The organism is Paenibacillus sp. J31R30 (assembly GCF_059692115.1).
Genome location: NZ_JCAUAV010000005.1, coordinates 19,074 through 42,573, shown reverse-complemented (window position 1 = coordinate 42,573; position 23,500 = coordinate 19,074). Strand labels below are relative to the sequence as shown.

The 23,500-nt window shown below is 48.7% G+C and carries 22 protein-coding genes and 2 riboswitches; of the genes, 14 read left to right on the top strand and 8 right to left on the bottom strand.

The features are described from left to right. Positions 1-30 precede the first annotated feature (30 nt). Positions 31-789, bottom strand: a complete 759-nt coding sequence (locus AC58QO_RS18955) for an exodeoxyribonuclease III (RefSeq protein WP_497268224.1) — start codon at positions 787-789, stop codon at positions 31-33. 227 nt (positions 790-1,016) lie between these two features. On the opposite strand from AC58QO_RS18955, the gene cysK reads away from it, so the two are divergent. The 6 genes from cysK to AC58QO_RS18925 all read left to right on the top strand — a co-directional run bounded on the left by cysK (position 1,017) and on the right by AC58QO_RS18925 (position 5,954). After that, a complete protein-coding gene (gene cysK, locus AC58QO_RS18950; protein WP_497268223.1) occupies positions 1,017-1,955 on the top strand; it encodes a cysteine synthase A in 939 nt (312 codons plus the stop codon). A gap of 188 nt (positions 1,956-2,143) precedes the next feature. Next, positions 2,144-3,148, top strand: coding sequence for a helical backbone metal receptor (locus tag AC58QO_RS18945; RefSeq protein WP_497268221.1), 1,005 nt, complete (start codon positions 2,144-2,146; stop codon positions 3,146-3,148). A 15-nt stretch (positions 3,149-3,163) separates the two neighbouring features. After that, entirely contained in the window at positions 3,164-4,168 is a 1,005-nt protein-coding gene (locus tag AC58QO_RS18940) for a FecCD family ABC transporter permease (RefSeq protein WP_497268723.1), read from the top strand. Next, positions 4,161-5,003, top strand: a complete 843-nt coding sequence (locus AC58QO_RS18935; RefSeq protein WP_497268219.1) for an ABC transporter ATP-binding protein — start codon at positions 4,161-4,163, stop codon at positions 5,001-5,003. The genes AC58QO_RS18940 and AC58QO_RS18935 overlap by 8 nt, the downstream gene beginning before the upstream one ends. After that, complete coding sequence (locus tag AC58QO_RS18930) at positions 4,948-5,457, top strand: HugZ family pyridoxamine 5'-phosphate oxidase (protein WP_497268217.1); 510 nt, start codon at positions 4,948-4,950, stop codon at positions 5,455-5,457. The genes AC58QO_RS18935 and AC58QO_RS18930 overlap by 56 nt, the downstream gene beginning before the upstream one ends. A 23-nt stretch (positions 5,458-5,480) precedes the next feature. Further along, positions 5,481-5,954 carry a DinB family protein gene (locus AC58QO_RS18925; protein WP_497268215.1) on the top strand — a complete coding sequence of 158 codons (474 nt, stop codon included), beginning with the start codon at positions 5,481-5,483 and terminating at the stop codon, positions 5,952-5,954. A gap of 404 nt (positions 5,955-6,358) precedes the next feature. Here AC58QO_RS18925 and AC58QO_RS18920 read toward each other — a convergent pair whose 3' ends face one another. Next, positions 6,359-7,141 (bottom strand): lipase family protein, encoded by a 783-nt coding sequence (locus tag AC58QO_RS18920; protein WP_497268213.1) that lies wholly within the window; start codon positions 7,139-7,141, stop codon positions 6,359-6,361. Between the two features lie 175 nt (positions 7,142-7,316). Here AC58QO_RS18920 and AC58QO_RS18915 point away from each other — a divergent pair, with 175 nt between their 5' ends. The 5 genes from AC58QO_RS18915 to AC58QO_RS18895 all read left to right on the top strand — a co-directional run bounded on the left by AC58QO_RS18915 (position 7,317) and on the right by AC58QO_RS18895 (position 13,171). Then, positions 7,317-9,032, top strand: a complete 1,716-nt coding sequence (locus AC58QO_RS18915) for an ABC transporter ATP-binding protein (RefSeq protein ID WP_497268211.1) — start codon at positions 7,317-7,319, stop codon at positions 9,030-9,032. 156 nt (positions 9,033-9,188) lie between these two features. After that, positions 9,189-10,265 (top strand): ABC transporter permease subunit, encoded by a 1,077-nt coding sequence (locus AC58QO_RS18910; RefSeq protein ID WP_497268209.1) that lies wholly within the window; start codon positions 9,189-9,191, stop codon positions 10,263-10,265. Further along, positions 10,262-11,218, top strand: a complete 957-nt coding sequence (locus tag AC58QO_RS18905; RefSeq protein WP_497268208.1) for an ABC transporter permease subunit — start codon at positions 10,262-10,264, stop codon at positions 11,216-11,218. The genes AC58QO_RS18910 and AC58QO_RS18905 overlap by 4 nt, the downstream gene beginning before the upstream one ends. Positions 11,219-11,798: 580 nt before the next feature. Beyond that, positions 11,799-12,692: a methyltransferase domain-containing protein gene (locus AC58QO_RS18900; protein ID WP_497268206.1), complete on the top strand. Its 894-nt coding sequence runs from the start codon at positions 11,799-11,801 to the stop codon at positions 12,690-12,692. A gap of 29 nt (positions 12,693-12,721) precedes the next feature. Next, entirely contained in the window at positions 12,722-13,171 is a 450-nt protein-coding gene (locus AC58QO_RS18895; RefSeq protein ID WP_497268204.1) for a YdeI/OmpD-associated family protein, read from the top strand. A gap of 14 nt (positions 13,172-13,185) precedes the next feature. On the opposite strand, the gene sugE is transcribed toward AC58QO_RS18895, so the two are convergent. From sugE to AC58QO_RS18870, 5 genes are all read right to left on the bottom strand, one after another. Continuing rightward, a complete protein-coding gene (gene sugE / locus AC58QO_RS18890; RefSeq protein ID WP_497268202.1) occupies positions 13,186-13,506 on the bottom strand; it encodes a quaternary ammonium compound efflux SMR transporter SugE in 321 nt (106 codons plus the stop codon). 86 nt (positions 13,507-13,592) lie between these two features. Further along, positions 13,593-13,695: riboswitch (guanidine-I (ykkC/yxkD leader) on the bottom strand. A gap of 65 nt (positions 13,696-13,760) precedes the next feature. Next, the gene (locus AC58QO_RS18885; RefSeq protein WP_497268200.1) at positions 13,761-14,372 is read right to left on the bottom strand and encodes an MSMEG_1061 family FMN-dependent PPOX-type flavoprotein; all 612 of its coding nucleotides are present in this window, start codon (positions 14,370-14,372) and stop codon (positions 13,761-13,763) included. Positions 14,373-14,519: 147 nt separating this feature from the next. Next, positions 14,520-14,990: a C40 family peptidase gene (locus AC58QO_RS18880; protein ID WP_497268198.1), complete on the bottom strand. Its 471-nt coding sequence runs from the start codon at positions 14,988-14,990 to the stop codon at positions 14,520-14,522. Between the two features lie 3 nt (positions 14,991-14,993). Continuing rightward, positions 14,994-15,132: riboswitch (cyclic di-AMP (ydaO/yuaA leader) on the bottom strand. A 168-nt stretch (positions 15,133-15,300) separates the two neighbouring features. Further along, on the bottom strand, positions 15,301-16,119 hold the full coding sequence (locus tag AC58QO_RS18875) for a hypothetical protein (RefSeq protein ID WP_497268196.1): 819 nt from the start codon (positions 16,117-16,119) through the stop codon (positions 15,301-15,303). A gap of 83 nt (positions 16,120-16,202) precedes the next feature. Continuing rightward, positions 16,203-18,203 (bottom strand): M1 family metallopeptidase, encoded by a 2,001-nt coding sequence (locus AC58QO_RS18870; RefSeq protein ID WP_497268194.1) that lies wholly within the window; start codon positions 18,201-18,203, stop codon positions 16,203-16,205. A gap of 188 nt (positions 18,204-18,391) precedes the next feature. Between AC58QO_RS18870 and AC58QO_RS18865 the strand changes: the two genes are divergently transcribed. Further along, positions 18,392-18,883 (top strand): YwhD family protein, encoded by a 492-nt coding sequence (locus AC58QO_RS18865; protein WP_497268192.1) that lies wholly within the window; start codon positions 18,392-18,394, stop codon positions 18,881-18,883. 173 nt (positions 18,884-19,056) lie between these two features. Here AC58QO_RS18865 and AC58QO_RS18860 read toward each other — a convergent pair whose 3' ends face one another. Then, positions 19,057-21,159: a transglycosylase domain-containing protein gene (locus AC58QO_RS18860; protein WP_497268190.1), complete on the bottom strand. Its 2,103-nt coding sequence runs from the start codon at positions 21,157-21,159 to the stop codon at positions 19,057-19,059. A gap of 287 nt (positions 21,160-21,446) precedes the next feature. Here AC58QO_RS18860 and speE point away from each other — a divergent pair, with 287 nt between their 5' ends. Next, positions 21,447-22,274, top strand: coding sequence for a polyamine aminopropyltransferase (speE, locus tag AC58QO_RS18855; protein WP_497268188.1), 828 nt, complete (start codon positions 21,447-21,449; stop codon positions 22,272-22,274). 524 nt (positions 22,275-22,798) lie between these two features. Next, positions 22,799-23,302 (top strand): DinB family protein, encoded by a 504-nt coding sequence (locus AC58QO_RS18850; RefSeq protein WP_497268186.1) that lies wholly within the window; start codon positions 22,799-22,801, stop codon positions 23,300-23,302. The last annotated feature ends 198 nt before the right edge of the window (positions 23,303-23,500 follow it).

The window sequence follows — 23,500 nt, the reverse complement described above, 5'->3', positions numbered from 1 at the left end:
TAAGTCGGGGATTGGGCTCAGCCAAGCTTTCTAGGCTAGATCCAGCTCCAAAACCACCGGACAATGATCGCTCCCCAAGATATCGCATGCAATCGATGCTTCGGTAATCTTAGGTGCTAATCGCGCAGAAGCGAGGAAATAGTCAATCCGCCAGCCCACATTCCGAGCGCGAACGCCTGGCATATTGGACCACCACGAATACATATCCGTTCGCTCTGGATACAGGTGTCGGAACGTATCGATGAAGCCTGCTGCCAACAAATCGGTCATTTTGCCACGCTCTTCGAGGGTGAAGCCGGAGTTGTTGTGGTTGCCTTTGGCATTTTTTAAGTCGATCTCGTTATGGGCAACGTTCAAATCCCCGCAAACCAAGACTGGCTTGACCGCATCCAACCCGAGCAAATAATTGCGGAACCGATCTTCCCACTCTAACCGATAAGGCAGTCTGGAGAGGTCTCGCTTCGCATTCGGTGTGTACACCGTTACTAGATAGAAGTTCTCGAATTCCAAGGTCAGGATGCGACCTTCTGGCTCAGAATCTTCTTCCATACCGTACCGAACAGATAGTGGCTCCACTTTCGAGAATACGGCCGTGCCGGAATACCCTTTTTTCTCCGCATAGTTCCAATATTGTTTGTATCCTTCACCGAGGTCGAGGTCGATTTGACCCTCCTGCAGCTTCGTTTCCTGTAAGCAGAATAGATCCGCATCCACCTCTTTGAAGTAATCGGTAAATCCTTTATTCACGCAGGCTCTCAAGCCATTCACATTCCAAGATACCAATTTCATCCGTGTTTCTCCTTGCTTCTCTGTTTATGATTTGTACAACCTAAAAATCAGTGTACCATATGTTCGTCAATAGGGTTGTCCTAATCAAACAAATCCCCCCAATATAAGAAAAACCCATACTCTTTCATCAGGATTATTGATTTAATTTCCCTCGGAACAGATGCTATACTTTATTTATCCAACTAAACGTATAGGTTTAATATATAACCATGAAAGCGAGGGTTCCCATGCCCAAAATATATAATAATTTAACAGAGCTCATCGGCAATACACCGCTGCTTGAGCTTTGGAATTTCAATAAACGCCAAGAGCTTGAAGCGAGGATTGTCGCGAAGCTGGAGTATTTTAACCCAGCGGGCAGCGTGAAGGATCGCATTGGCTATGGCATGCTGAAGGATGCCGAGCGCAAAGGCAGAATCAATCAAGACACCGTCATCATTGAGCCGACAAGCGGGAATACAGGCATCGGCCTCGCCTTTGCAGCTGCTGCCTTAGGCTATCGGCTAATCATTATTCTACCGGATTCGTTCAGCGAGGAACGCCGCAAAATTGTAAGAGCCCTAGGCGCAGAGCTCGTGCTCACACCAGCTGCGGAAGGCATGCAAGGTGCCATTCGCAAAGCCAAGGAATTAGCTGCTCAGCTGCCCAATTCCTATATCCCGCAGCAATTCAGCAACCCAGCCAATCCCGAGATTCATCGCACAACTACCGCAGAAGAAATTTGGCGAGATACGGGCGGGAAGGTTGATATTTTCGTAGCTGGCGTAGGTTCAGGAGGCACCATTACGGGTGTAGGAGAGATCTTGAAACAGCGGCATTCCGATGTTCAAATTGTGGCTGTGGAGCCTGCGGATTCCCCTGTGTTGTCGGGTGGTACACGTGGCGTGCACCAGATTCAAGGGATCGGCGCTGGTTTTGTGCCGGATAATTTCAACCGAGCTGTCGTGGATGAAATCCTCACCGTTAGCAATGAAGCGGCGATGGAGACGGCACGCCAATTGGCCAAAAGCGAAGGGCTTCTCGTCGGTATTTCGTCTGGAGCGGCAGCCCACGCAGCCGTCCAATTGGCGAAGCGACCTGAGAACAAAGGGAAGACGATCGTCGTCATTCTGCCAGATACCGGGGAGCGATATTTGTCATCGGCGCTTTATGCCGAGCTCGAATAGGCGTACTAACGAAACCAAATAGACCGTGAAGGGTAGCGAAATCGCACCTTTCACGGTTTTTTGCATGCTGAAATCTAGCGGAATTTGCCACGCGAAATACGACATAAAAATTCTTATTGAAAACAATTATCATTATCAATATAATAATAATGAAAATCATTATCAATTACATAGGGGGATTCAAAATCATGAAAAAGGCATCAGTAAAACTAGGAATGGCCGTGCTTTTACTCTCGTTGACAGTCGCTTGCGGCCAAGGGACTACAACCGAACCCGCTGCAACGCCAGCACCGAGTGCTGCAGCGAAAGCAGCCGCAACACCAGCTCCAACAGCAGCACCAACTGCGGCACCGAAGGTTGCCATTGATGAAGCTAAAGCGACGGAGCTTCTCGCACAGTTCAAAACGCAAAACCCGGCTAAAGTTGTTACCGTCTCCGTAGGTATCTCTGAAATTCTCAATGAGCTTGGCGTTATGCCAGTTGGTGTACCAACTACGGCGAGCAAAATGCCGGCAGCGTATGCGAATGTGACGAAAATCGGCAGCTCACATGCGCCGGATTTGGAGCAAATAGCTAAGCTAACGCCAGATGTGATTGTTTCACCAGCGTCTATTAAAGATAGCTTGGAGAAAAAGTTCCAACCAGCGAAGCTGCCAACCGCGTATATTCCTGTGGATTCCTTAGATGAGCTCAAGCTTTCTACAGTTGTTCTTGGTAGATTATTCAAACAAGAAGCGAAGGCAACAGCTCTTCTTGAGAAAACAACAACCGAAGAAGCAGCAGCGCGTGAGCTTGGCAAAGGCAAAGCAGCACCGAAGGTACTCATCCTTTTCGGATCAGCTGAGTCGTTGATGTTCATGAATGAAAACACGTTCACAGGCAGCTTGGTTAAACAACTAGGAGCTTCCAACGTGGTATCCGACGTTCTTAAGCTGAAAGAAGCGTACGTGCCACTGAACATGGAAAGCATTGTAACAGCAAATCCAGATGCTATTTTGCTGGTAGCACATGGTGATCCTGCGGCCGTAACGAAGAAACTAGAAGAGGACTTAAAGAAGAACGGCGCTTGGGAGAAGCTGAACGCGTTCAAAAACGGTAAAGTTAAACCGCTAGATTACAATCTATTCGGTATCGCATCTATCGTTAATGCCCCTGCGGCTTTCAAAGATCTAGCGCAAGTTCTGTATAAATAAAGCCGGGGGAATGCAATCGTGGTCGAGAAGCAGAAAAGAAACATCACTTATATAGGGATTGCATGTGTTCTGCTTCTCGCGGGCACGTTGCTTTCTATCGGCCTAGGCAGCGCCCGTATTTCACCGATAGACACGATCGTTACCGTATTCGGTTACGGTGATGGCTCTAATCAGACAATTTTGTGGGATATTCGTATTCCGAGAGTTTTCCTTGCACTAATGATCGGAGCTAACTTAGCGGCATCGGGTGCTTTACTCCAGGCCGTTTTGCTTAATCCGCTTGCTGATCCTGGACTGACAGGTGTTTCAAGTGGTGCGGCGGTTGCGGTGTTGTTTATTATTCTTGTGTTTCCAGGCTTGTCTACCTTGATACCGCTAGGTGCCATTATTGGAGGATCATTTGCGGCAATCATGGTCTATGTCTGGGCTTGGAATAAACGCAGCGGCTTCGCGCCGATTCGCGTAATTTTATCAGGGGTTGCCGTCAATGCAGTCTTCGGCGGCGTCATTGGACTTCTCTCTATTTTATATAGCGATAAGCTGCCTACTGCACTTCAATGGCTAAATGGCAGCCTATCCGGTAAAGGGATGGGCAGTGTGATGGCGATTTTCCCCTATTCAATCGTTGGGTGGGTGGCAGCTTTCCTATGCATTCGCCAAGCAAACATTTTGCGTTTGGGGGAGCAAGCTGCGCATAACTTAGGGCAGAACCTGACGCGTATCCGGTTTACCCTGTCGTTCGTCGCTGTTTACTTGGCTGCAGTCTCGGTCTCTGCGGTCGGACTTGTCGGATTTGTGGGACTCGTTGTTCCACACATTGCTCGCATGCTAGTTGGCTCCAATTATCGTTATATGCTGCCTATCAGTGTCGTGCTCGGAGCGCTCATTTTATTACTAGCCGACACGGTCGGGCGAACCGCGTTTGCACCGTTAGAGATACCCTCAGGCATTGTGATGGCGATGGTCGGAGGCCCTTATTTCCTATATCTGATGCGAAAGGGGGAAGCAAGCCGTGCTTGATGTTCAGTCCTTAACGATTCGATACGGGGAGAAAACGATTGTGAATGACTTCTCATTAGCTGTGCAGGAGGGAGAAGTCGTATCGATTATCGGACCTAACGGTTCCGGGAAATCGACCATTCTCAAAGGCGTTTCCAGACTCGTGCCGTGTGAGAGCGGTCGCATCTGTATTGCCAATCAAGAGTTGCAATCACTCAGCACGAAGCAAGTTTCACGCATCATGTGTATGCTATGCCAGTCGAACACTAGTCCTGCGGACATGACGATTGAAGAGCTTGTTGGCTACGGACGGATGCCGCATAAGAAATGGTTCGAGCGTTTTAATGAGGAAGATTTCGATATTATCAATTGGGCAATGGAACAAACAGGGCTGATCACCTTCAAGGACCGTCTCATCAACTCTTTGTCCGGCGGCGAAGCGCAGCGTGCCTGGATCGCCATGGCTCTAGCGCAGCGTCCTAAGCTGCTGCTATTGGATGAGCCTACGACGTACTTGGACATCGCGCATCAATTGGATGTATTAGAATTAGTACGTAAATTGAATCGTGAACTGAAGATCACTGTAGTTATGGTGCTTCATGATTTGAATCATGCGAGTGCGTACAGCGATAACATCTGTGTACTGAAGAACGGGCAACGTTATCAATACGGCAAACCGCAAGATGTGTTAACGAGCGACTTGCTCAGACATGTCTACGATGTGGAATCCGACATTCAATATGGCGTTCATGGTGCGGGTCCCCGCATACATATTTTGAAGAAAGCAGGGGTGTTACCGAATGAAACAATTGGATCAAGAAATCAGCAAGCTCCAGTACTTGAAATTCTCAGATAGTTTGAAAACGTTAATGTTGAGCACGGTGGATGAGAATGGGAAGCCGTTCATCTCCTATGCGCCTTTTGTAAAGAAGGATGGGAAGCTGTATATCTTTATTAGTAGAATTGCGAATCATTTCCGTTATATGGAGACGAACCCTTCCGTTGATGTTATGCTGATTGAAGATGAAACTTCTACAGAGAACTTGTTTGCTAGACAACGTGCACGTTTCGTATGTACAGCTATTAATGTTGGAAATGAAGATAAGGAAGATATTTTCGATTTGTTCGGTGAGCGCTTTGGAAAGCAGATGATCAACGTGTTGAAAACGCTGGACTTCTCCTTGTTCGAGCTTTCAACGCTGGAAGGACGCTATGTAGCTGGATTCGGTCAAGCCTTCGACATCGACTTGGCAGCAACCAAATTCGAGCACGTAGCCAGAGACGGCCACCAACCTGCAAAGTCATCCTAATTGAACCTGAAGGAGCGCTAACTATGAGTTTTGAAACGGTATTGCCGATTTGGAATGCGATTCAAGGTCGTTTTCATAAAACAGTCCAAAAGCTCCCTGAAGCTGATTTGACCCTCGAATTAGGTTCAGCTTCAATTGGCTATATGCTTCGTCATAACGCTGAGGTTGAATACATGTTTGCGAACTGGTTTTTCGGTGTGAAAATCCCGGAAGGGATCAAGCTGTATACAGCAGGCGGACCTAATGGCCCGAAGGTGAAACCAGCCTTTACGAACCTGCAGGAATTGGTTGATGATCTGACAGCCTCGAACAACTATCTCATTGAAGCGATGCGTGCCCTGCCTGAAGAGGCTTGGACGGTGCCTGTCGAATCGCCGATGGGTCCATCAACACCACTAGAAGCAGTGGGAAGATTGATGTATCACACAGGCATTCATTCGGGTCAAATTTCGTTGATTCAAAAGCATTTCGCTGTTCAGGAGAATGCGGCGCACTAACGCTGTTCTTTTAGGTGGAGTGCTGCGCACTATTCGGTTGTAAGGCCCTCCTTGGTTAAGGAGGGCCTTATCTTTTTTTTTATGGCAAAAATGCAAAAAAGCATCCTTCTCAGGGGAATTCGCTTCAACATATTAAATAAATGCAAAAAGGCATCTTTTGGGGTTGGAAGTGTCAAAAAAGAGCTGAAAATGCAGAAATTGATGCCTTTTTGCATCAATTTTAGCTGAAATCATCTATTTGATAGAGAAAGGTTGCACTATTGCATTTCCCAGCAGATGGTGAGGTACGGGCCTGGTGACGTAGAAGATTGGATACGGACATCGGATATTCTGTCGAAATTTATGTCCACTATATTCCAATCCCAATGAAGGGACGATAGACGTACGGGTTCGTTCTTTAAGTTTCAGTTCGGGCAGAAGCCCGGCGTTTTGGCACAGATGAGCTTGGCGTATTTCGGATCCAGTTTCGCTAGCTCATTGAAATAACCACTAACCGCATGGTTACCAGCGAACGAGCCGGTTGGAAAGTCGAGCTCAACACCCTTTTTCACATGAATATAGTGATAGAGATCACCAGAGAGCGGAGAGGTATAAACGAGCGGGGGAAGCTTAGGGACCATATCATTGCGATTATAGATGCGATAGTGAGGTCCTGTTTTACGGTTATATTGATTGGCGAAGGTCGTATTTCCCACACGAGGTGAACCGTAGGTATAGACAGCGGGATCTTTGAATTTGGTATTCGTTGCCAGATCAGAGGCGCATAACGTCGCTAGTGCACCACCCAAGCTATGCCCCGTGAGGTAGAGTTGCTTGTGAGCAGATAACTTGTTCATGGCCGTGATAATTTGCTTGCGCGCAGATTGATAGATATCCAGAAACCCTTGGTGCGAAAGGCCGCCTTGTTTGGCATAGGGAAATTCGGTTTGCCTAGCAATGGCGTCGGAGACCCAATCTGAGGTGGTGGAAGTCCCTCGAAATACAATGACAATCTGATTGTCAGATTCAGCAATAAATCCGAATGGTTCACGCCCGCTTAGCACGGATATTGCCGTAAAGGGAGTAACGATTCGATAAGTAGCAGGCAAAATAATGCCTTCCGTCCCCTGTTCCAATTGCGTATAACTTTGACCGCACATCGCCGCGAGGCGAATGGCAGTTCGCGTATCCATAGAGTTGCTGAACATGATTCCATGCCTCCACAGCCAGGATATGATATACCTATTCATATGAAAATATTGGATACATGTCCTCCGACAACTGCCTATTTGTGGGGGATTTCAGGTATAATAGGCAAGTGTTGCAACCATTACGTACGCGAGCAAGGTTGGTTGTCAACGATACGAAAGGTGGAATAGACACATGTTGAGAAGGTTTTTCTCGTACTATCGGCCCTATAAGCACTTATTTATTTTGGATTTCACTTGTGCGGTGGTGGCTGGATTGCTGGAGCTGGGGTTCCCGCTGGCCGTCAATCAGGTTATCGATAAATTGCTTCCTGCAGGGAATTGGGCTTGGATTATATGGGCGTGCGTAGGATTGTTGTGCGTATATGCGCTGAATACACTGCTGAACTTTGTCGTGACGTATTGGGGACATATGCTGGGGATTAACATCGAAACGGATATGCGGAAAAAGATGTTCAACCATCTGCAGAAGCTGAGCTTCCGGTTCTATGACAATAACAAAACCGGACAGTTGATGTCGCGCATGGCGAATGATTTGCTTGAAATCGGCGAGGTTGCGCACCATGGTCCAGAGGATCTGTTTATTGCTGTCATGACGCTCATTGGCGCACTTCTGCTGATGTTGCAAATTAATGTGAAGCTAGCCTTGCTAACGTTCGTTATTGTGCCGTTCCTGCTGTGGATTGCGGTGTATTTTAATCAGAAAATGACCAAAACGTTCCGTCGCATGATGGGCGATCTCGCGGATATTAATGCAAGAGTCGAAGATAACATAGGCGGTATTCGTGTGGTACAAGCGTTCGCGAACGAATCTCATGAGAAGAAATTGTTCGAAGTGAACAATGGCCGGTTCCGATTGACGAAGCTGGCTTCTTATAAAATCATGGCGTGGAACATCTCCTTAAGCTATATCTTAATGCGTTCCGTGACGGTATTCGTGCTCATCTGCGGTACGTGGTTTGTGATCGATAAGCAAATTACCTATGGCGAGTTTATCGCCTTTGTTCTATTAACGAATGTATTCTTAGGTCCCATTCAGAAAATCAATAACGTCATCGAAAGCTATCCGAAGGGAATCGCTGGCTTCAAACGCTATGTGGAAGTCATCGACACCGAGCCTGAGGTAGCGAACCATCCGAATGCGATCAAGGTCGATCACCTCGATGGCCAAATCAAATTCAACAACGTGTCCTTCGGTTATGGGGACGAGGATCGTGTTTTAAATAATATCTCCCTCTCCATTCGGGCAGGGGAGACGGTCGCTTTCGTTGGGCCATCCGGTGCAGGCAAAACGACGATCTGCTCCTTGCTGCCGCGCTTCTACGATGTCAGCGAGGGCAGCATCGCCATTGACGGGCTCGATATCCGCCATATCGAGCTGGAATCGCTGCGCCGCCAAATCGGTATCGTGCAGCAGGATGTGTTCCTGTTCTCCGGCACGATGCGGGAGAACATTGCGTACGGCAAGCTGGGCGCGACGGATGAGGAGATCTGGGACGCTGCGCGGCGCGCGCAGCTGCAGGGCTATATCCAGTCCCAGCCGAAGGGACTGGATACGGTGATTGGAGAGCGCGGCGTCAAGCTCTCTGGCGGGCAGAAGCAGCGCCTCGCGATTGCGCGCATGTTCTTGAAGAATCCGCCGATTCTCATCCTAGATGAGGCGACTTCGGCGCTGGATACCGAGACCGAAGCGGCGATCCAGCAATCCTTGGCGGAGCTGTCGAAGGGCCGCACGACACTCGTCATTGCGCATCGACTCGCGACGATCAAGAACGCGGACCGTATCGTCGTTGTGACGGAAGACGGCATCACCGAGCAAGGCGCGCATGATGAGCTCATCGCTGTCGGCGGTGTGTACAGCCGCTTGCATCAAGCGCAGTTTAGCTCTTAAGGTCATGGAAGCTTTCACCTCTCGGTTCTCGATCCGGGAGGTGGAGGCTTTTTCTTTTTCAACAGAATAGACTAGTCCCACCAAAACCTTCATGGTAAACTAAGCCAATACGAAATCTATTTTACCTAAGGTAAATAATAAATGAGGTGGCACGGATTGAGGTCAATCGGACGTTGGCTATTGCTGGGTGCGATCACGCTGATCGGTATTTTCTTATTAAGTAATATTAGGCAGATGTTCTTGTCCGTCCAGCCCGATCAGATCAAAGTGACGGTCAATGCTAGCATTAGCATGCAGAAGCTAAGTGAGATGCTGCCTGGCAGTAAGATTTTGAATGAAAAAGGCGGTCTGCTTGAAGTCCCCTACGGCAAGTTCTGGGAATACCAGGGCACCGCTATGACGATCAAAGGTGTGCTGCGATCATCGGTCGTTCCGCTAGATAAGCCCATCATTTCGTGGCGTTATTATGGTTACACCGTCAAGGACCAGCTGAAGGGCTTCCTGCATGGTGATTTTGGCAAATATCGAGATCCCTATACACGCAAGGAAGTGGCGATGACGACAGCGATTCCCAAAATGCTGCTAAAAACCTGCACCTACTTCATACCTGGCCTACTGCTCGCTATCCTGCTCAGTATGCTGCTTGCGTTATGGGCTTCAATCGCGAGGCGAATCGGTGCCATCCTAGATGGCATTCATGCATTGCTTGTCGGCTTGCCGGACTTTTTCCTGATCGTGCTTATTCAATTGGGTGCGATTTATGCAACTAGACTTCTAGGGCACTATGTATTGCTAGTCGTTCAAGTTGGGGACAGAACGCCGTTCCTCATTCCTTTCTTGACAATTGCGTTGATCCCGTCCGTGACGATTTATGGGACACTTCGTGTCGCCATTGCACGTGAGCTGGGACAGGATTACGTTATAACCGCATTGGCCAAGGGATTGACGCGACGCGAGGTGCTGTTTTCGCATGTGCTCCGGAATGTGATGGAGGATGTGTTGGCTATTTTGCCGCGAGCTACGACATTAGCCTTAGCCAGTATGGCGGTCGCGGAGGCCATTTGCGGTATAGGTGGCTTGGGAGGCTTTATCATTTTGCCAATCTATCAGGGGATTACTTCCATGTCTGCGATCTGCGTGGTGCTTGGTTTGGTCGCAATGGCCTTTCATATTCTATATGCACTGCTGCGGAAACGGTTTGTGGTACGTGCAGAGGAGGTGGCTAGACCATGATGAAACGTCCTTCTACCGCTTTTTATGTATCGATCGCTATTATGGCACTATTCCTGCTTGTCATGCTGTTCGGGTCCTGGTTGAAGCCGCATGGCATTACGCCAGAGGACAAAATCAACATGATCCAGTACCAAGAAGACGGCAAAACCAGATACGCAATCCCGCCGTATGCACCGAATAGCACATTCCTGCTCGGAACTGATCATCGAGGTTTCGACATGCTCAGCTTATTATTGAATGGGTTAAAATACACGCTAGGTACGGCACTTGCGCTAACCTTGCTTCGTTTTGCGGTGGCATTGCCTTGGGGATTGTGGAGCGGGATGACGGGCAAGGGCCGAGGCCTTCTCCGATCCTTACAGTGGGCGGTTGCGGCGGTACCGGCATTTATTTTCCTCTATCCACCGCTAGCGGGAATGTATTACGGGCTAAGGCTCGATCTCGGTACCAAAGCAGACCCGCACAACAAATTATTGTTCAGCATCACCTTCGTCATCTTAATTACATTGATTGGTATATTCCCGTTAGCCCACCAGATTGCAGATCGGACACGTTATTATAGTGGCAAAATGTTTATCGAAGCGTCCCGTCTCATGGGCGGTTCGTTCTGGCATCGGACACTGCGGCATATCTTCCCTTCGATTAGAAATGAAATGATGTTCATTTTCTTAAGCGAGTTTATGCAGGTGCTGTTCCTGCTCGGGCAGCTTGCCGTATTCAATATCGTGCTCGGCGGTACGGAAACAATCGGCGACGAGGAGGCCGGGTTCCAGATCACCATCAGCACTTCCGGTGAATGGCTGTCGCTGATCGCTTACGGCGCACGCTATATTCGTCTGCACCCGTGGATTATTCTCAGTGCGGGTACAAGCTTCGCCGCGTTGTTCCTTTCCCTGCAATTTTTCTTGAATCAGCTCAAACGCCGCTATGGCGAGGAGCGTCAGCTGATGTAATCGAGTCGAGCGTCCATCCGAAGGGTGGGGCTCGGCTTTTTTGTTGTCCGACGTGGATGGTGCTAAGCACCAATTAGTTGTAACGGCTTAATGGCAGGAATTCCTCTCGTTTAACTGGAAATATTCGGCGCAATCAAGCCGCGCTCGCGGTGCCGCCGGCGATTTAACGCCCTTTTAGGGCGTTATTGCCTCAACTCGGCACGCTTCTGGCAGCTTTAGCGCCCTTTTGGGGTCTTATTCGGCGCAATCGCGCCACGCTCGCGGTGCCGCCGGCGATTTAACGCCCTTTCAGGGCGTTATTGCCTCAACTCGGCAGACTTCTGGCGGCTTTAGCGCCCTTTTGGGGTCTTATTCGGCGCAAATCGCGCCGCGCTCGCGGTGCCGCCGGCGATTTAACGCCCTTTCAGGGCGTTATTGCCTCAACTCGGCACACTTCTGGCGGCTTTAGCGCCCTTTTGGAGCCTATTGAATGGTTACGGGGTTCGGCGCCAGCACACAAGACCTTACCTCATACATCATAATAAATGTTAACATGGTATATAATATGTGTTACAATATTTGAAAAAGGAGGCATCTAAACATGGAGGATAAACAAGACAAAACGAAACGACTCTCAGTTTATTTGCCTGAGAAAGTGAAGTCCGAACTAGAACAGATGGCTGAAGACACGGGCTTGTCGATGACACAACTGATCGTCATGGCGACGCAGGGGCTGTTAGCGAATTACGCCGCGCAAGGCGGAGCGATTTTTGCGGATTTGCTATCAGCGAGACATCGCATCCTTCACGAGGTGAAAGAGAAGCAGACGCTTTTGGACCAGGAAAAGCTGAGCATGCAAGCCTACTACGGTGCACGAGCAGAGGAGTATGAACGGATTTATCACCGCGAGGATGCGGAATATCAACAAGAACTGGCCTTTCTGTCCGATATCATTAAGAAGCAGGTGGAGGGACGCCGAGTGCTGGAAATCGCCTGCGGCACTGGCTACTGGACACAAATTGCAGCTGAAACCGCGACGCAGCTTGTGGGGGTAGACATACGCCCTGAGGTACTGCGCATTGCAGAGTCGAAGCCATGGACGAAGGGAAATGCTGCCTTTAGGGAAGGCGATGCGTATGAGCTCTCGGAGGTACGAGGAGAGTTTGATTATGGGCTGGCGAATTTCTGGTTTTCGCATATACCGCGCAATCGGATCGACAGCTTTTTACAAGGCTTCCATGAAAGATTGGGCAGCGGTGCGCAGGTTTTTATCGCGGATAACGTGTATGTACCTGGAAGAGGCGGCGAGCTCATCACTTATGCGGATAGTGAAGACACCTACAAAAGACGCGAACTAGCCGACGGCTCCAAGCACGAAATTCTCAAGAACTATTTTAGCTACGAAGAGCTGAATGACATCTTTCGACCGCTATCGCAACACTTGCGGATATTCGTGGGGGGCAGCATCTGGTACGTGAGCTATACGATCAAATAATCCACACTATTCCGTAGGAGGCATCGACCATGAGTGTAACGTTCCATACGACCATTATGAAAGCACACAATAAGAATGCTACTGGGATTTCTATTCCCGAAGAGGTCATGACCACGTTAGCGGGAGGCAAAAAGCCAAGCGTTTCCGTGACCATGAACGGTTACACATATCGCACAACAATCGCGGTGATGGGGGGAGAATATCTGATTCCGCTCAGTGAAGCCCACAGACAAGCCTCTGGCTTGAAGGCCGATGACCCCGTCGAGGTCACATTGGCGCTGGATCTCGCCCCTCGGACGGTAGAGGTCCCAGCCGATCTTCAAGCCGCTTTGTCTGAAGCAGAAGGTGCCGCTCAGCGATTTGAAGCACTGGCTTTTTCCAAGCGCAAAGAATTCGTCCGACAGGTCGAGGACGCGAAAACGCAAGAGACACGCCTCCGCCGGATTGCCAATGTTGTTACGCAGATGAGCGAGGTGTAAGAGCCTAACACTACTTAGTGCCCCGACGTGAATTTCAGCCCGAGTACACCGACCAAAATCAATACCATAAACAAGATACGAATTAAGCTGATCGGTTCATTGAGGAAAAGTGTGCCAATGATAATCGCGCCGACAGCACCGATTCCGGTCCATGCGGCATAAGCCGTTCCGATGGGCAAGGTTTTCGTGGCTGAAGCTAAGAAATAAAAGCTAACGATCATCCCGAGAATCGTGATAATCGTGGGAACGAGCCGTGTAAATCCGTTGGAAAATTTCAATGAGATGGCCCACACCACCTCGAAAACACCTGCAATGACCAGGTATAACCATGCCATTATGAACACTCCTTCATGTAAGTATTATGTCGTCAGTGCCACAAAAAAAACAAAGAAAAGCCCGGGAATATCGCACTGCTGCGATAGACTCCCGGGCTTTTCTCCCTCCGTGACCACAGCGTATCCGCTGTGTGTTTTCCCTTGGACCAGCCGGCGAACATGCGCCGCGGAACCCTAGAAAACGACATGCCGTTATTATAGGATGGCTCACATGCTATGTCAAGTTACACTTTTTGGCTATTTGCTCATTAAGCCTAATCCTCCAACGCAATCCCGTTCAACGCGACATGCGCGCGGAACATATCCATGCCGTCCGGCTGTTCCTGCTCAGGTACCCATGTAGCGGGATCCCAAATCTTCGACAGCTTGAGCGCGCGGCTGCAATGCACGAAGCATTCTTGCACCTCGACGCCGACAGCGGCGATCGGTGACTTCCCGTTTAGCTGCATGGTCGACAGCAGCTCCTCGTCCTTCGTCAACCAAGCGCGGCCATTGACGCGGAGCACCATCTCGACGCCTGGGATGATGAACAGGAGACCGACTTCCGGGTTGGTCAGCAGATTTTGCATCGAGTCTAGTCGGCGATTGCCAAGTCTTTCTGGGAAGACGAGGCGGCGTTCATCCACAACCCGTACGAATCCTGCGGCATCCCCGCGGGGAGACACATCGCTCGAGCCGTTAGCATTCGACGTAGAGAAGAAGAATAATGGCGATTTTGCAATGAACGCACGTGCGTGCTCGTCGATTTGATTAATAACCTTATGTTGAACCGCAGGATGAGGCTCCCCAATAACGGCTCTAATCTCATCGATGGATCGTATAATACCGGGAAATGGGGGTGATGTACTATTTTGTGAAGTGTCCATACTAGCCAATCCTTCCTCAAAGCCCATGGGCTATTACTTATCTTTGTTTTACTCATCTTGTGGCCGATACACACGTTCAAATGAATGAAGCCCTGCAAGCCGCTCTTACGAGCAAAGCTTGCAGGGCTTCATTCTGTGCCGAGAACATTACTTGGATTCAGCAGTTAGTTGATTGTAGATATCATCCCACAGAACACGTCTGGCGGATACATATCGCTTCGCATAATAGGATTCGCTCAACTTATTCTTCACAACACCTTGATTCGTAGCGGAGTGAACGAATTCACCGTCTCCGAGGTACATACCTACATGAGAGATACCGCTGCCATCCGTGTTGAAAAATACAAGATCGCCCTTACGAAGATCTTTTTTGTCAACCCAGTAGCCTTCGCCGTTTTGTGATTTGGAGCTGTGTGGAAGATCGATGCCGAATTCGCCGAATAAGTAGGACGTGAAACCAGAGCAATCGAATCCTTTGGTTGTCGTTCCTGCCCATCTGTAAGGCGTTCCTACAAGCTCGTCTACCGCTTTATCCATATCGGATGCCGCGAAAACGCTTCCTACACTAACACTCAAAAACAAAACAAGACTAAAAACAAGACCAACAAATTTCTTCAACTGCTTGTCTCCTTCCGGTGCCTACGAGGTTAGCTGGAGGGTTCGGTTGAAGGTTCCCTATGATCCCTGTCTTGCAAGATCAATTCACCCGGAGTGGTTCCCCCGTTTCCCCATAAACTGAGGAATTCGGCATGAAATATTTGGTTTTTTGATGCTAGTCCTTGTAATTCGTCATAAAGAATGAAATTCCTCTTTTAAGTTTAAAAATTAGGCTAAAAATAAGTGGAATAGTTCGGAAAAAAGACAAAAAAAAGCCCCTTTCTCAAGGAGAAGGGGGAGAATGTTTGCCTATTCGCTGTTTTGCTGGATATTAATTGGATATTTTGGCTGAAAGTAGCTGATATTGGGAAGAAATGCCCCAGATTTGGATGAAAATGTGAAAAAGTGGGTACAGCTGATAAATGATTAGCGCTACCAGACCTGCCCACAAGTAGGTGGCTGTGACCGTGACACCTGCCAATAGTCCTGCGAAAAGTAAGAGGGTAATGGCAAGTCCGACAATCGGCAGCGAATATCGAAAGAAAGAGATGACTGTCGATGTGATCCCTAACTTGGCTGCGATCGCGAATTGGACATACATAAACAGAAGCTGCAGGAGAAATCCGTAGACCAGTAAACTGAGAATCCAGGGCAGAAGCTTGAGAACAACCTGCTCATAGGAGCTGCTATGCCCTAGAATATACGTAGCTTTCGGGAAAATCCAGATCAGTGGAAGCAGGGTAAATGCGATCCGGATCAGATACACAAGCAGGAAAGGGAGCATGAGCTCCTTCATCCCGCGAAAGAAACGGTAGCCAGCATTCTGGTGAGCGTGCGTGAGCGAATAGTAAACACCGCCATTTAAGAGGGGCGTTAGCAGCATGCGGGCGCATAAGAGAGCAGCGAGCCACCAGAGATAAGAATAGCTAAGATCAGTTTTGAGTAATTGAAACTGGCCTTCTGCTAGAAAGATTTGCAAAGCCTGCTTGGGCTGCTCAGCACCAGGGAATCGATGCATGAGGGGGACGAGTATTCCCTGCACTAGCTTATACAAGAGAATACCCCAACCCATTTGATACAGGAACAAAATAATGGTGGCAAAAGGCTGCGCCATAGCTGCCCTGAAGCCGGATTTGATATAGGTGGCCAACGAGGGTCCCTCCTTAAAGTTTTCGTTAGAAAACTGGCTTCGTAAGCATACGCTGAGTTTGTCATAAGACGTAAGCCATGTCCTTACCAGGCGACTGAGCCGAATATGGCTTGCAGGAGTTGAATAATGCCGAGATTCCACCGGATTTGCCACTTTGTATTTAATTGTGTTTGATAAAAGTTGTTGATGTGCTTATTTTCGAGTATGAGCGTGTATTTGGGATCAATGCGCACCCAGTCGACAGGGGACGTATGCGATAATTTGAACTCGATGCTGCCTTCCTTGCCATCCCATGTTTTATCAAGCGTTGTGCCATCTGCAAAATGGAACTGAATCGGCACCTCCGGCGAGTTGCCGCCATGTTTAACAATGCGAACTGTACTTTCGTAAGTCTCGGATCCCTTAGTGCCCTGAGGCCGAACGTTGACACTCGCGACGGAATAATCCATCATCATATCGCCGTACACATACTGATTGAAGAAGTCATCCCATTTCGTTTTGCTGACATCCTCCACAACCTGTTGGAAGTCCTTCGTCGAGGGATGCTTGAATTGCCATCTTTGGAAATAGGTTTTCATAATTTTATCCATGACTTTGGTTCCGACCTGCTGCTCAATCGCCTTTAGTACGAGCTTGCCGCGTGTGTACACATTTTCCGCATACTGATCATGTCCTGTGTAGGCCCAAGCTTCTTTCTGCAGCCCGTTAGGTGAAGTGATGTAGCTGGATTCTACAGGTAAATTAGGGGCATCCCCATATTCAGCTTCCATGACTTTATCTTCCGCATAAGAGGTAAAGCCTTCATCGAGCCAGGCTTCCTCGAATTCATTGCTGGCGACGAGTCCGTAGAAGAATTGGTGGCCTATCTCATGGACAACGACACGCTCCAGTTCTAAGTCGGGATCTTTGTCGCTGGCACCCCAAGCGGTGACCAAGGTCGGATATTCCATGCCGCCGGCGCCATTCCCGCCTGGTGGCGGTACAACGATGGAAAGCGTAGAGTACGGATACGTTCCGTACCACTGGCTATAGCGCGATAGCGCTTTTTTGGCAGCGTACATATAACGATCCTTTAAATCTTGATGATTGGGATCGAGATAAAGCTTGATTTTGACCCCGGGAACTTGTGGGGCTGAGAAGGGCTCTTCCACATAGACGAAATGAGGAGAAGCCGACCAAGCGAAATCATGCACATCTTCGGCATAAAACTGATACGTTTTCGTACCCTTGTCCGTCACAGCAGGCTTCACCTGAAAGCCTGTGGCAGCCACAATGTAATTCGCGGGCACTTGAATTTTCACATCATACATCCCGAAATCGGCATAGAACTCGGAGTTACCATGGTATTGATGAAGATCCCAGCCAGGCTCCGTCCGTCCTCTTGTGCCTTTGCGTTCATAAGCGGCTACCTTCGGAAACCATTGCCCTGCCATGACAAAATCGTCCACATACCCCATTCTGGCAAAAGCTGCTGGCAGCTTAACTAGGAATTCGGTATTGATGGTTACTCGTTCTCCCGAGCCTACGGGCTTAGACAGCGGGATTTTGAGCAGCGTATGGTCGTCCTTATTGCCGTCATCCGGCTGCACGAAAGACATCCGTTTGGTGAGATCATCGCCAGAATCGGATTTCACGGATAACAGCTGCATGCTGCCGCCGCTATCGGCCTTTGCTTCATCCTCCCGCAGCTTTCCGCCGGATTCACGCATAAACGTTGTTTTCTTTGAAGCAAAAGCATTCGGATAAAGATGCAGATAAATTTCTTGTACAGGAACTGATCCTGGATTTTCCCACGTGAGCGTTTGTTGCCCTTGGAGCTGCTGGGTCTCTGGTGTGTAGGCAACGTTCATGTGATACTCGGCAATCCGATAACTAAGTGGTGTTGAGGTTTCTACGGGTTTGCCATTATCTGCAGGCTGCATGTCCGGTGTCTTAACAATAGGTACCTCTTTAGAGACGACAGGAACAGTCCCTCTTGATGTGGAGGGGAGCAAGGTGTTCGTTAGTAACACTGCGCCGGCAGCAAGGAGCATGACAGCAAACCACTGTACCTTGCGGCTATTGAATAGAGCATTCATATCCATGGATTCACCCCGCCTAAACAAGCATCTACAGCATGTATATGTAGACAACCTAGGGAATATTTCTGCGAGGTGAAAGAAATGTGTGAAATACGTATCGAAGAGCCTTCGCCCCTTGTTCTAGCGGGTGACTTTCGCTACAATGAAAGCAAGTCGTCATTTTAACTTCATGTAGAGTGGAAGGTGCCATAATGGAAGCGGATAAGAAGAAGCTGGCCTTAAATATAGTAAGTTCGAAAGTGAATCACAAAGGTTTCGGAGCAGGAGCCATTGATCTCAGCAATGTCTCGGGTATTATTATTGACGGAGATGAAGCGTATCTAGATGAAGGAACGCTTCACGCCAAGAGCAAGATCGAGAAAGGGATTAAGTTCTCCACGAACAAGGAGGATGTTCCGAATGGTCGTAAAGCGTGGATTGTGTGGGTAGCGGTTGATCGCACAGAAGAAGGCGCCTACTATGCGGGGATGTCTGCTTGTGAGATGTTAATCGATACAGAAGCGCGCCGCGGATGGAAGATTCTTGCGGAGCACGTGAACAAAATGGACGGAGCTATGAAACGGAAGTTTATCCTAGAAGGATTGTCGGACAGTGAGCGAGCAGTCCTTCGAAACACACTGATTGCGCATAATGAAGACTGGTGGAACCGCTCGGATCAAAGCCTTAAGGACTCACTCTCCTAAGGTTTCTATAGCGAATATGGAGAATATGAACATTATGTGTCATCCATTGTTACGTAAAGTCGAAGCGGGTATACTAGACCCTAGTGTATGTTACCTCATATACTAGGACAGCAAAAAGGCAGGACTAAGACGCGCTTAGTACTGCCTTTTTGTGTTGTCTTCTTACTGATAAATTAATCGTTCCACCAACGTTTAAGGTCGTTCCACCAAGAGCCGTTATCTCCTTTGGAGCCGGCTTTTTGACCACCCGTTGCACCTGGATTTGCAGGCTTGCCTGTACAATACGTGGTAGGCTCCGTGCCCGCGAGGAAGGCCTCCATCTTGGCGTTCGGGCAGTCCTCATTGGACAATTTGCCGCTCGCAGGATCAATATAAACGGTTGATACACCCTCAGGGATCGGGAACAGCTTCGGGGGAATCGCATCCAAGGTCTGTTCCGTGAAATCTGCGAAGATCGGGGAGGCCAGATGAGATTCCACCGTTGTGATGTTGCGGCTCTTGTCATAGCCGACCCAGACCGCAGTGGAAAGCTCTGGTGTGAAGCCGACGAGCCACGCATCGGTATCGGTTGTACCAGTTTTACCGGCAATGGGCCGCTTAATCGTGCTGGCGACTCGGTTGCCCGTACCACCCTCCTCGAATACGCTCTCCATGAGATTCGTCATCACGTACGCAACCGCAGGTGGAATGACTTGTTCCTCCACTGGATTCGCTTCATATAAGACACTGCCATTCGCATCTTCAATTCGCAAGATAGCGATAGGTTCGCGATGTATGCCTTGATCCGCAATGGAGGCAAAGGCCGAAGCCATCTCCAGCGGACTCACGGGGAAGGAACCTAGCGCTAGAGACGGCAACGGCTTCATCGGTGAAGCCACGCCCAGCTTACGCGCGAAGTCGATGACCTTCTGTGGGCCCACTTCGAGAATCGTGTGCACCGCATAGATATTATCCGACTTCGATATCGCCTGACGCATATCAATATCCCCATTGATATACTGGTCATTGAAATTTCTCGGCGTATATTGCTGCCGCCCATCATCGTAAGTAAACACAGTCGGCTCACTTTTGACCATGCTGACAGGGGTGAAGCCATTCATCAAGGCAACCATATAGACGAATGGTTTAAAGGAAGATCCAGGCTGTCGCGTATTCGACAGCGCGCGATTGAACTGATTCTCCGTATAGTCGCGACCGCCGACCATGGCCTTGATCTCGCCAGTCCGCGGGTCAACCGCGACCAGCGCGGCTTGCAGCTCGGGCTTGCCCTCGAGCTGCTTCGTGATCACATTCTCAGCAATTTGCTGGGCATTCTTATCTAATGTTGTGTAGATGCGAATGCCGCCCTCATCGAATTGCTCTTCCGTGATGCCGAGCTTTTCTGTCGCCAGATTACGGACATAATCTCGGAAATAAGGCGCAGCAGAAGGTTTCTTCTTCGTTAACGGCTGAATCGTCAGCTTCTCCCTGCCTGCGGCTTCAGCGGCGCTTTGAGTAATGAAGCCGCTGTTGACCATCGTCTGGAGGACGATCTTTTGTCGATCTTTCGCATTTTGCAGATCATAGTAGGGGGAATAGTAGCGCGGTCCTTTCGGAACCCCAGCGATCATAGCGCTTTCTGCTAACGTCAGCTCACTGGCATGCTTGCCGAAGAACAGCTCAGATGCGGTCTCAATGCCATAGGTGGAGTGCCCATAATAAATTTGATTCAAATAGTCAGCCAGAATATCGTCTTTGCTTAGCTGCATTTCCATCTGCACGGCATACACGGTTTCTTTGAATTTACGCGTCCACGTACGATCATGAGTTAAGTATAAATTCCGAGCTAATTGCTGTGTAATCGTGCCAGCTCCCTGTACCTTCGCCATCGCTTGGACATTCACAATGGCCGCGCGTGCGACTGCTTTGACATCAACGCCGAAATGCTCGTAGAAATGCTGGTCCTCGACTGCAAGTGTTGCATGTATTAAGTAGGGTGAAATTTCGCTTAATGGAACGACCTGCCGATTTTGCCCAGAATAAAAGGTGTCAATTACCTCGCCATGGACATCGTACATTTGGGAGGTTTGCATCGTTTTGGTCACTGGAAGCGTTTGGGAACGCAAATAAACTAGAAAAGCGGCTGCTCCAATGAGCAACAACAAGCTGAGTGTGAAGAAGAACGAAAACGTCTTCTTGATTCGCCGCATCCACCGCATAGAAGCAGGGATCTCATCTTTCCGTCTAGCTGATGGTGTTTCGGATGTTTGTTGCCGGGGCTTCTCGTTCTCAGACATACTTCTCATGCCTCCCTTCTCCATGCCCAAAGGCGCTACTATCCAGTATGGAAAAGCATGGCAGTCCGTATTCAAGGAATTGTAAATATTTTTTTTGTTAATTAGGCAAAAGGACGAGGAAAATATTGCATTTTGGGGGCAATGAACTATAATACAATTTGTGCATATGAGAGGGCTGGGAAATAAAGCTCGAACTCGTATGACTTTTCCAACTGGTGGAACACTGTTAGAGATAACGAATGTCAGGAATTATTCATCCAAATAGAGAAGCGAAAGAAGGGTTACACATGGAATTATGGTACACAGAGAAACAAACCGATAGCTTCGGCATTACAGCGAAAGTCACAGAAACTTACGTAAGAGAGCAAACGGATTTCCAAGATCTATCCATGATCGAAACCGAAGAGTGGGGCACGATGCTTACACTTGATGGTATGGTAATGACAACTGTGAAAGACGAGTTCGTCTATCATGAAATGGTTGCTCACCCTGCGCTCGTGACTCACCCGAACCCAGAGTACGTACTTGTTGTAGGCGGCGGCGATGGCGGCGTAATTCGTGAAATCATGAAGCACCCAAAGGTGAAAAAAGCCGTTCTTGTTGATATCGATGGCAAAGTAATCGAGTACTCCAAGAAGTACTTGCCTACGATTGCTGGTGAGTTGGACAACCCGCGTGTTGAAGTTATCGTTAACGATGGCTACATGCATATTCACGATCACAAAAATACGTACGATGTCATCATGGTTGATTCCACTGAGCCTGTAGGACCAGCTGTTGAGCTATTCTCCAAAGGCTTCTACCAAGGGATCTTCGATGCATTAAAAGAAGACGGGATCTTCGTGGCCCAAACCGATAACCCATGGTTCAAAGCCGATTTGATCCAAACGGTTAATCGCGATGTGAAAGAAATTTTCCCAATCGTTCGTGTGTACAGTGCGAATATCCCTACATACCCAAGCGGTCTGTGGACATTCACAATGGGCAGCAAAAAGCACGATCCACTACAAGTGGAAGAATCAGCAATCCCTGAATTCCCAACGAAATACTACACACCACGCTTGCACAAAGCAGCGTTCGTGCTGCCTAGATTTGTTGAAGATTTGATTAAATAAGCTGCGGAAGCGCGGTTAAATAGGTTCTGTATAGAAGAGGAGGCCGATTCATCGGCTTCCTGTTTTTGTTTTTCGGGCGCATCCTCCCGACGTCGTCGCTGTTTTTAACCAGTCTATGCCGACCTAACGCACCTTGCGCAACCCGTGCACTAGCTTAAAATCTATTCATTCACTATCATTTTCAACTAAGGGGAACGAGGATTCGCTATTTAGGGCGTTTTCGTTATTTTTGGAATTGAGGGGAACGACAGTGCACTATTTCGGTTAATTTGCCTAGTTTAGGCTATTTTCAGAGTGAATAAGGTATCTACGTTCCCTTTGCTTTTATTTTCAACTACTTAAGAGCTAATTAGTGCATTTACGTTCCCTTCATGCGGATCGGATTTCAATCACTGCCATACAGCTGTCAGCAGCACCTAGCTATACTGTAAACATAAGGGACAGGACATGAACGCACTAGCGCCAGAATGAGCACTAGCACCAATCGCGCGAGCCTGTACCACCACCCCTAGGAGGTTTTATATATGTTTACTACCATTGAAAGTTTAGTCAAAGAATTTCAAGCAGAAGCGCAAACCACAAAAAAGCTGCTGGACACATTAACCGATGAGTCGCTTCATCAATCACAAGCGGAAGGCTACCGTCCTCTTGGTTATATTGCTTGGCATCTCGTTCACGCAGAGCGCGGCATGCTGTACGGAACGGGCTTGAAATTCGAATCGCCGCCAGCTGTAAGCGAGCCTCCTTCACAGGCAGCTGTGATTGCAGAGGCGTATCGGACAACAACGCAGAACATTATTAATGCGATCACCACGCAATTGACGGATGAGAAACTGCAAGATGTAGTCACGATGTTCGGAATGTCGTGGACGATCAGCACAACCCTGTATAGTTACTTGAAACACGAAATTCACCATCGCGGTCAGTTGACGATTCTGATGCGCCAGGCAGGGCTTCCGGTTATCGGAGCTTACGGACCAGCTAAAGAGCAGTGGGCAGCTATCGGGATGCCAGTTCCAGCGTTATAAGAATACACAAGTGAGCCTCCAAGTCCGTTTTCTAACGGATAAGGGGGCTTCTTTGCTTCTAATTCGAGGCCATGCAGCATAAATCCAACGGCGGCCTTGCAGGGATACATTGAATTTACGAATCCTTTCATATAAACTATTAGCTAACATGCCTATACTTGGCATAAGGTGCCATGTTAAGCAGAAGAAGAGGGGAAT

What these genes read in the sequence shown, in the direction of transcription:
- AC58QO_RS18955 (WP_497268224.1), bottom strand. Translation starts at nt 789, where the DNA reads ATGAAATTGGTATCTTGGAATGTGAATGGCTTGAGAGCCTGCGTGAAT.
- cysK (WP_497268223.1), top strand. Translation starts at nt 1,017, where the DNA reads ATGCCCAAAATATATAATAATTTAACAGAGCTCATCGGCAATACACCG.
- AC58QO_RS18945 (WP_497268221.1), top strand. Translation starts at nt 2,144, where the DNA reads ATGAAAAAGGCATCAGTAAAACTAGGAATGGCCGTGCTTTTACTCTCG.
- AC58QO_RS18930 (WP_497268217.1), top strand. Translation starts at nt 4,948, where the DNA reads ATGAAACAATTGGATCAAGAAATCAGCAAGCTCCAGTACTTGAAATTC.
- AC58QO_RS18925 (WP_497268215.1), top strand. Translation starts at nt 5,481, where the DNA reads ATGAGTTTTGAAACGGTATTGCCGATTTGGAATGCGATTCAAGGTCGT.
- AC58QO_RS18920 (WP_497268213.1), bottom strand. Translation starts at nt 7,141, where the DNA reads ATGTTCAGCAACTCTATGGATACGCGAACTGCCATTCGCCTCGCGGCG.
- AC58QO_RS18915 (WP_497268211.1), top strand. Translation starts at nt 7,317, where the DNA reads ATGTTGAGAAGGTTTTTCTCGTACTATCGGCCCTATAAGCACTTATTT.
- AC58QO_RS18905 (WP_497268208.1), top strand. Translation starts at nt 10,262, where the DNA reads ATGATGAAACGTCCTTCTACCGCTTTTTATGTATCGATCGCTATTATG.
- AC58QO_RS18900 (WP_497268206.1), top strand. Translation starts at nt 11,799, where the DNA reads ATGGAGGATAAACAAGACAAAACGAAACGACTCTCAGTTTATTTGCCT.
- AC58QO_RS18895 (WP_497268204.1), top strand. Translation starts at nt 12,722, where the DNA reads ATGAGTGTAACGTTCCATACGACCATTATGAAAGCACACAATAAGAAT.
- sugE (WP_497268202.1), bottom strand. Translation starts at nt 13,506, where the DNA reads ATGGCATGGTTATACCTGGTCATTGCAGGTGTTTTCGAGGTGGTGTGG.
- AC58QO_RS18885 (WP_497268200.1), bottom strand. Translation starts at nt 14,372, where the DNA reads ATGGACACTTCACAAAATAGTACATCACCCCCATTTCCCGGTATTATA.
- AC58QO_RS18870 (WP_497268194.1), bottom strand. Translation starts at nt 18,203, where the DNA reads ATGGATATGAATGCTCTATTCAATAGCCGCAAGGTACAGTGGTTTGCT.
- AC58QO_RS18865 (WP_497268192.1), top strand. Translation starts at nt 18,392, where the DNA reads ATGGAAGCGGATAAGAAGAAGCTGGCCTTAAATATAGTAAGTTCGAAA.
- AC58QO_RS18860 (WP_497268190.1), bottom strand. Translation starts at nt 21,159, where the DNA reads ATGTCTGAGAACGAGAAGCCCCGGCAACAAACATCCGAAACACCATCA.
- speE (WP_497268188.1), top strand. Translation starts at nt 21,447, where the DNA reads ATGGAATTATGGTACACAGAGAAACAAACCGATAGCTTCGGCATTACA.
- AC58QO_RS18850 (WP_497268186.1), top strand. Translation starts at nt 22,799, where the DNA reads ATGTTTACTACCATTGAAAGTTTAGTCAAAGAATTTCAAGCAGAAGCG.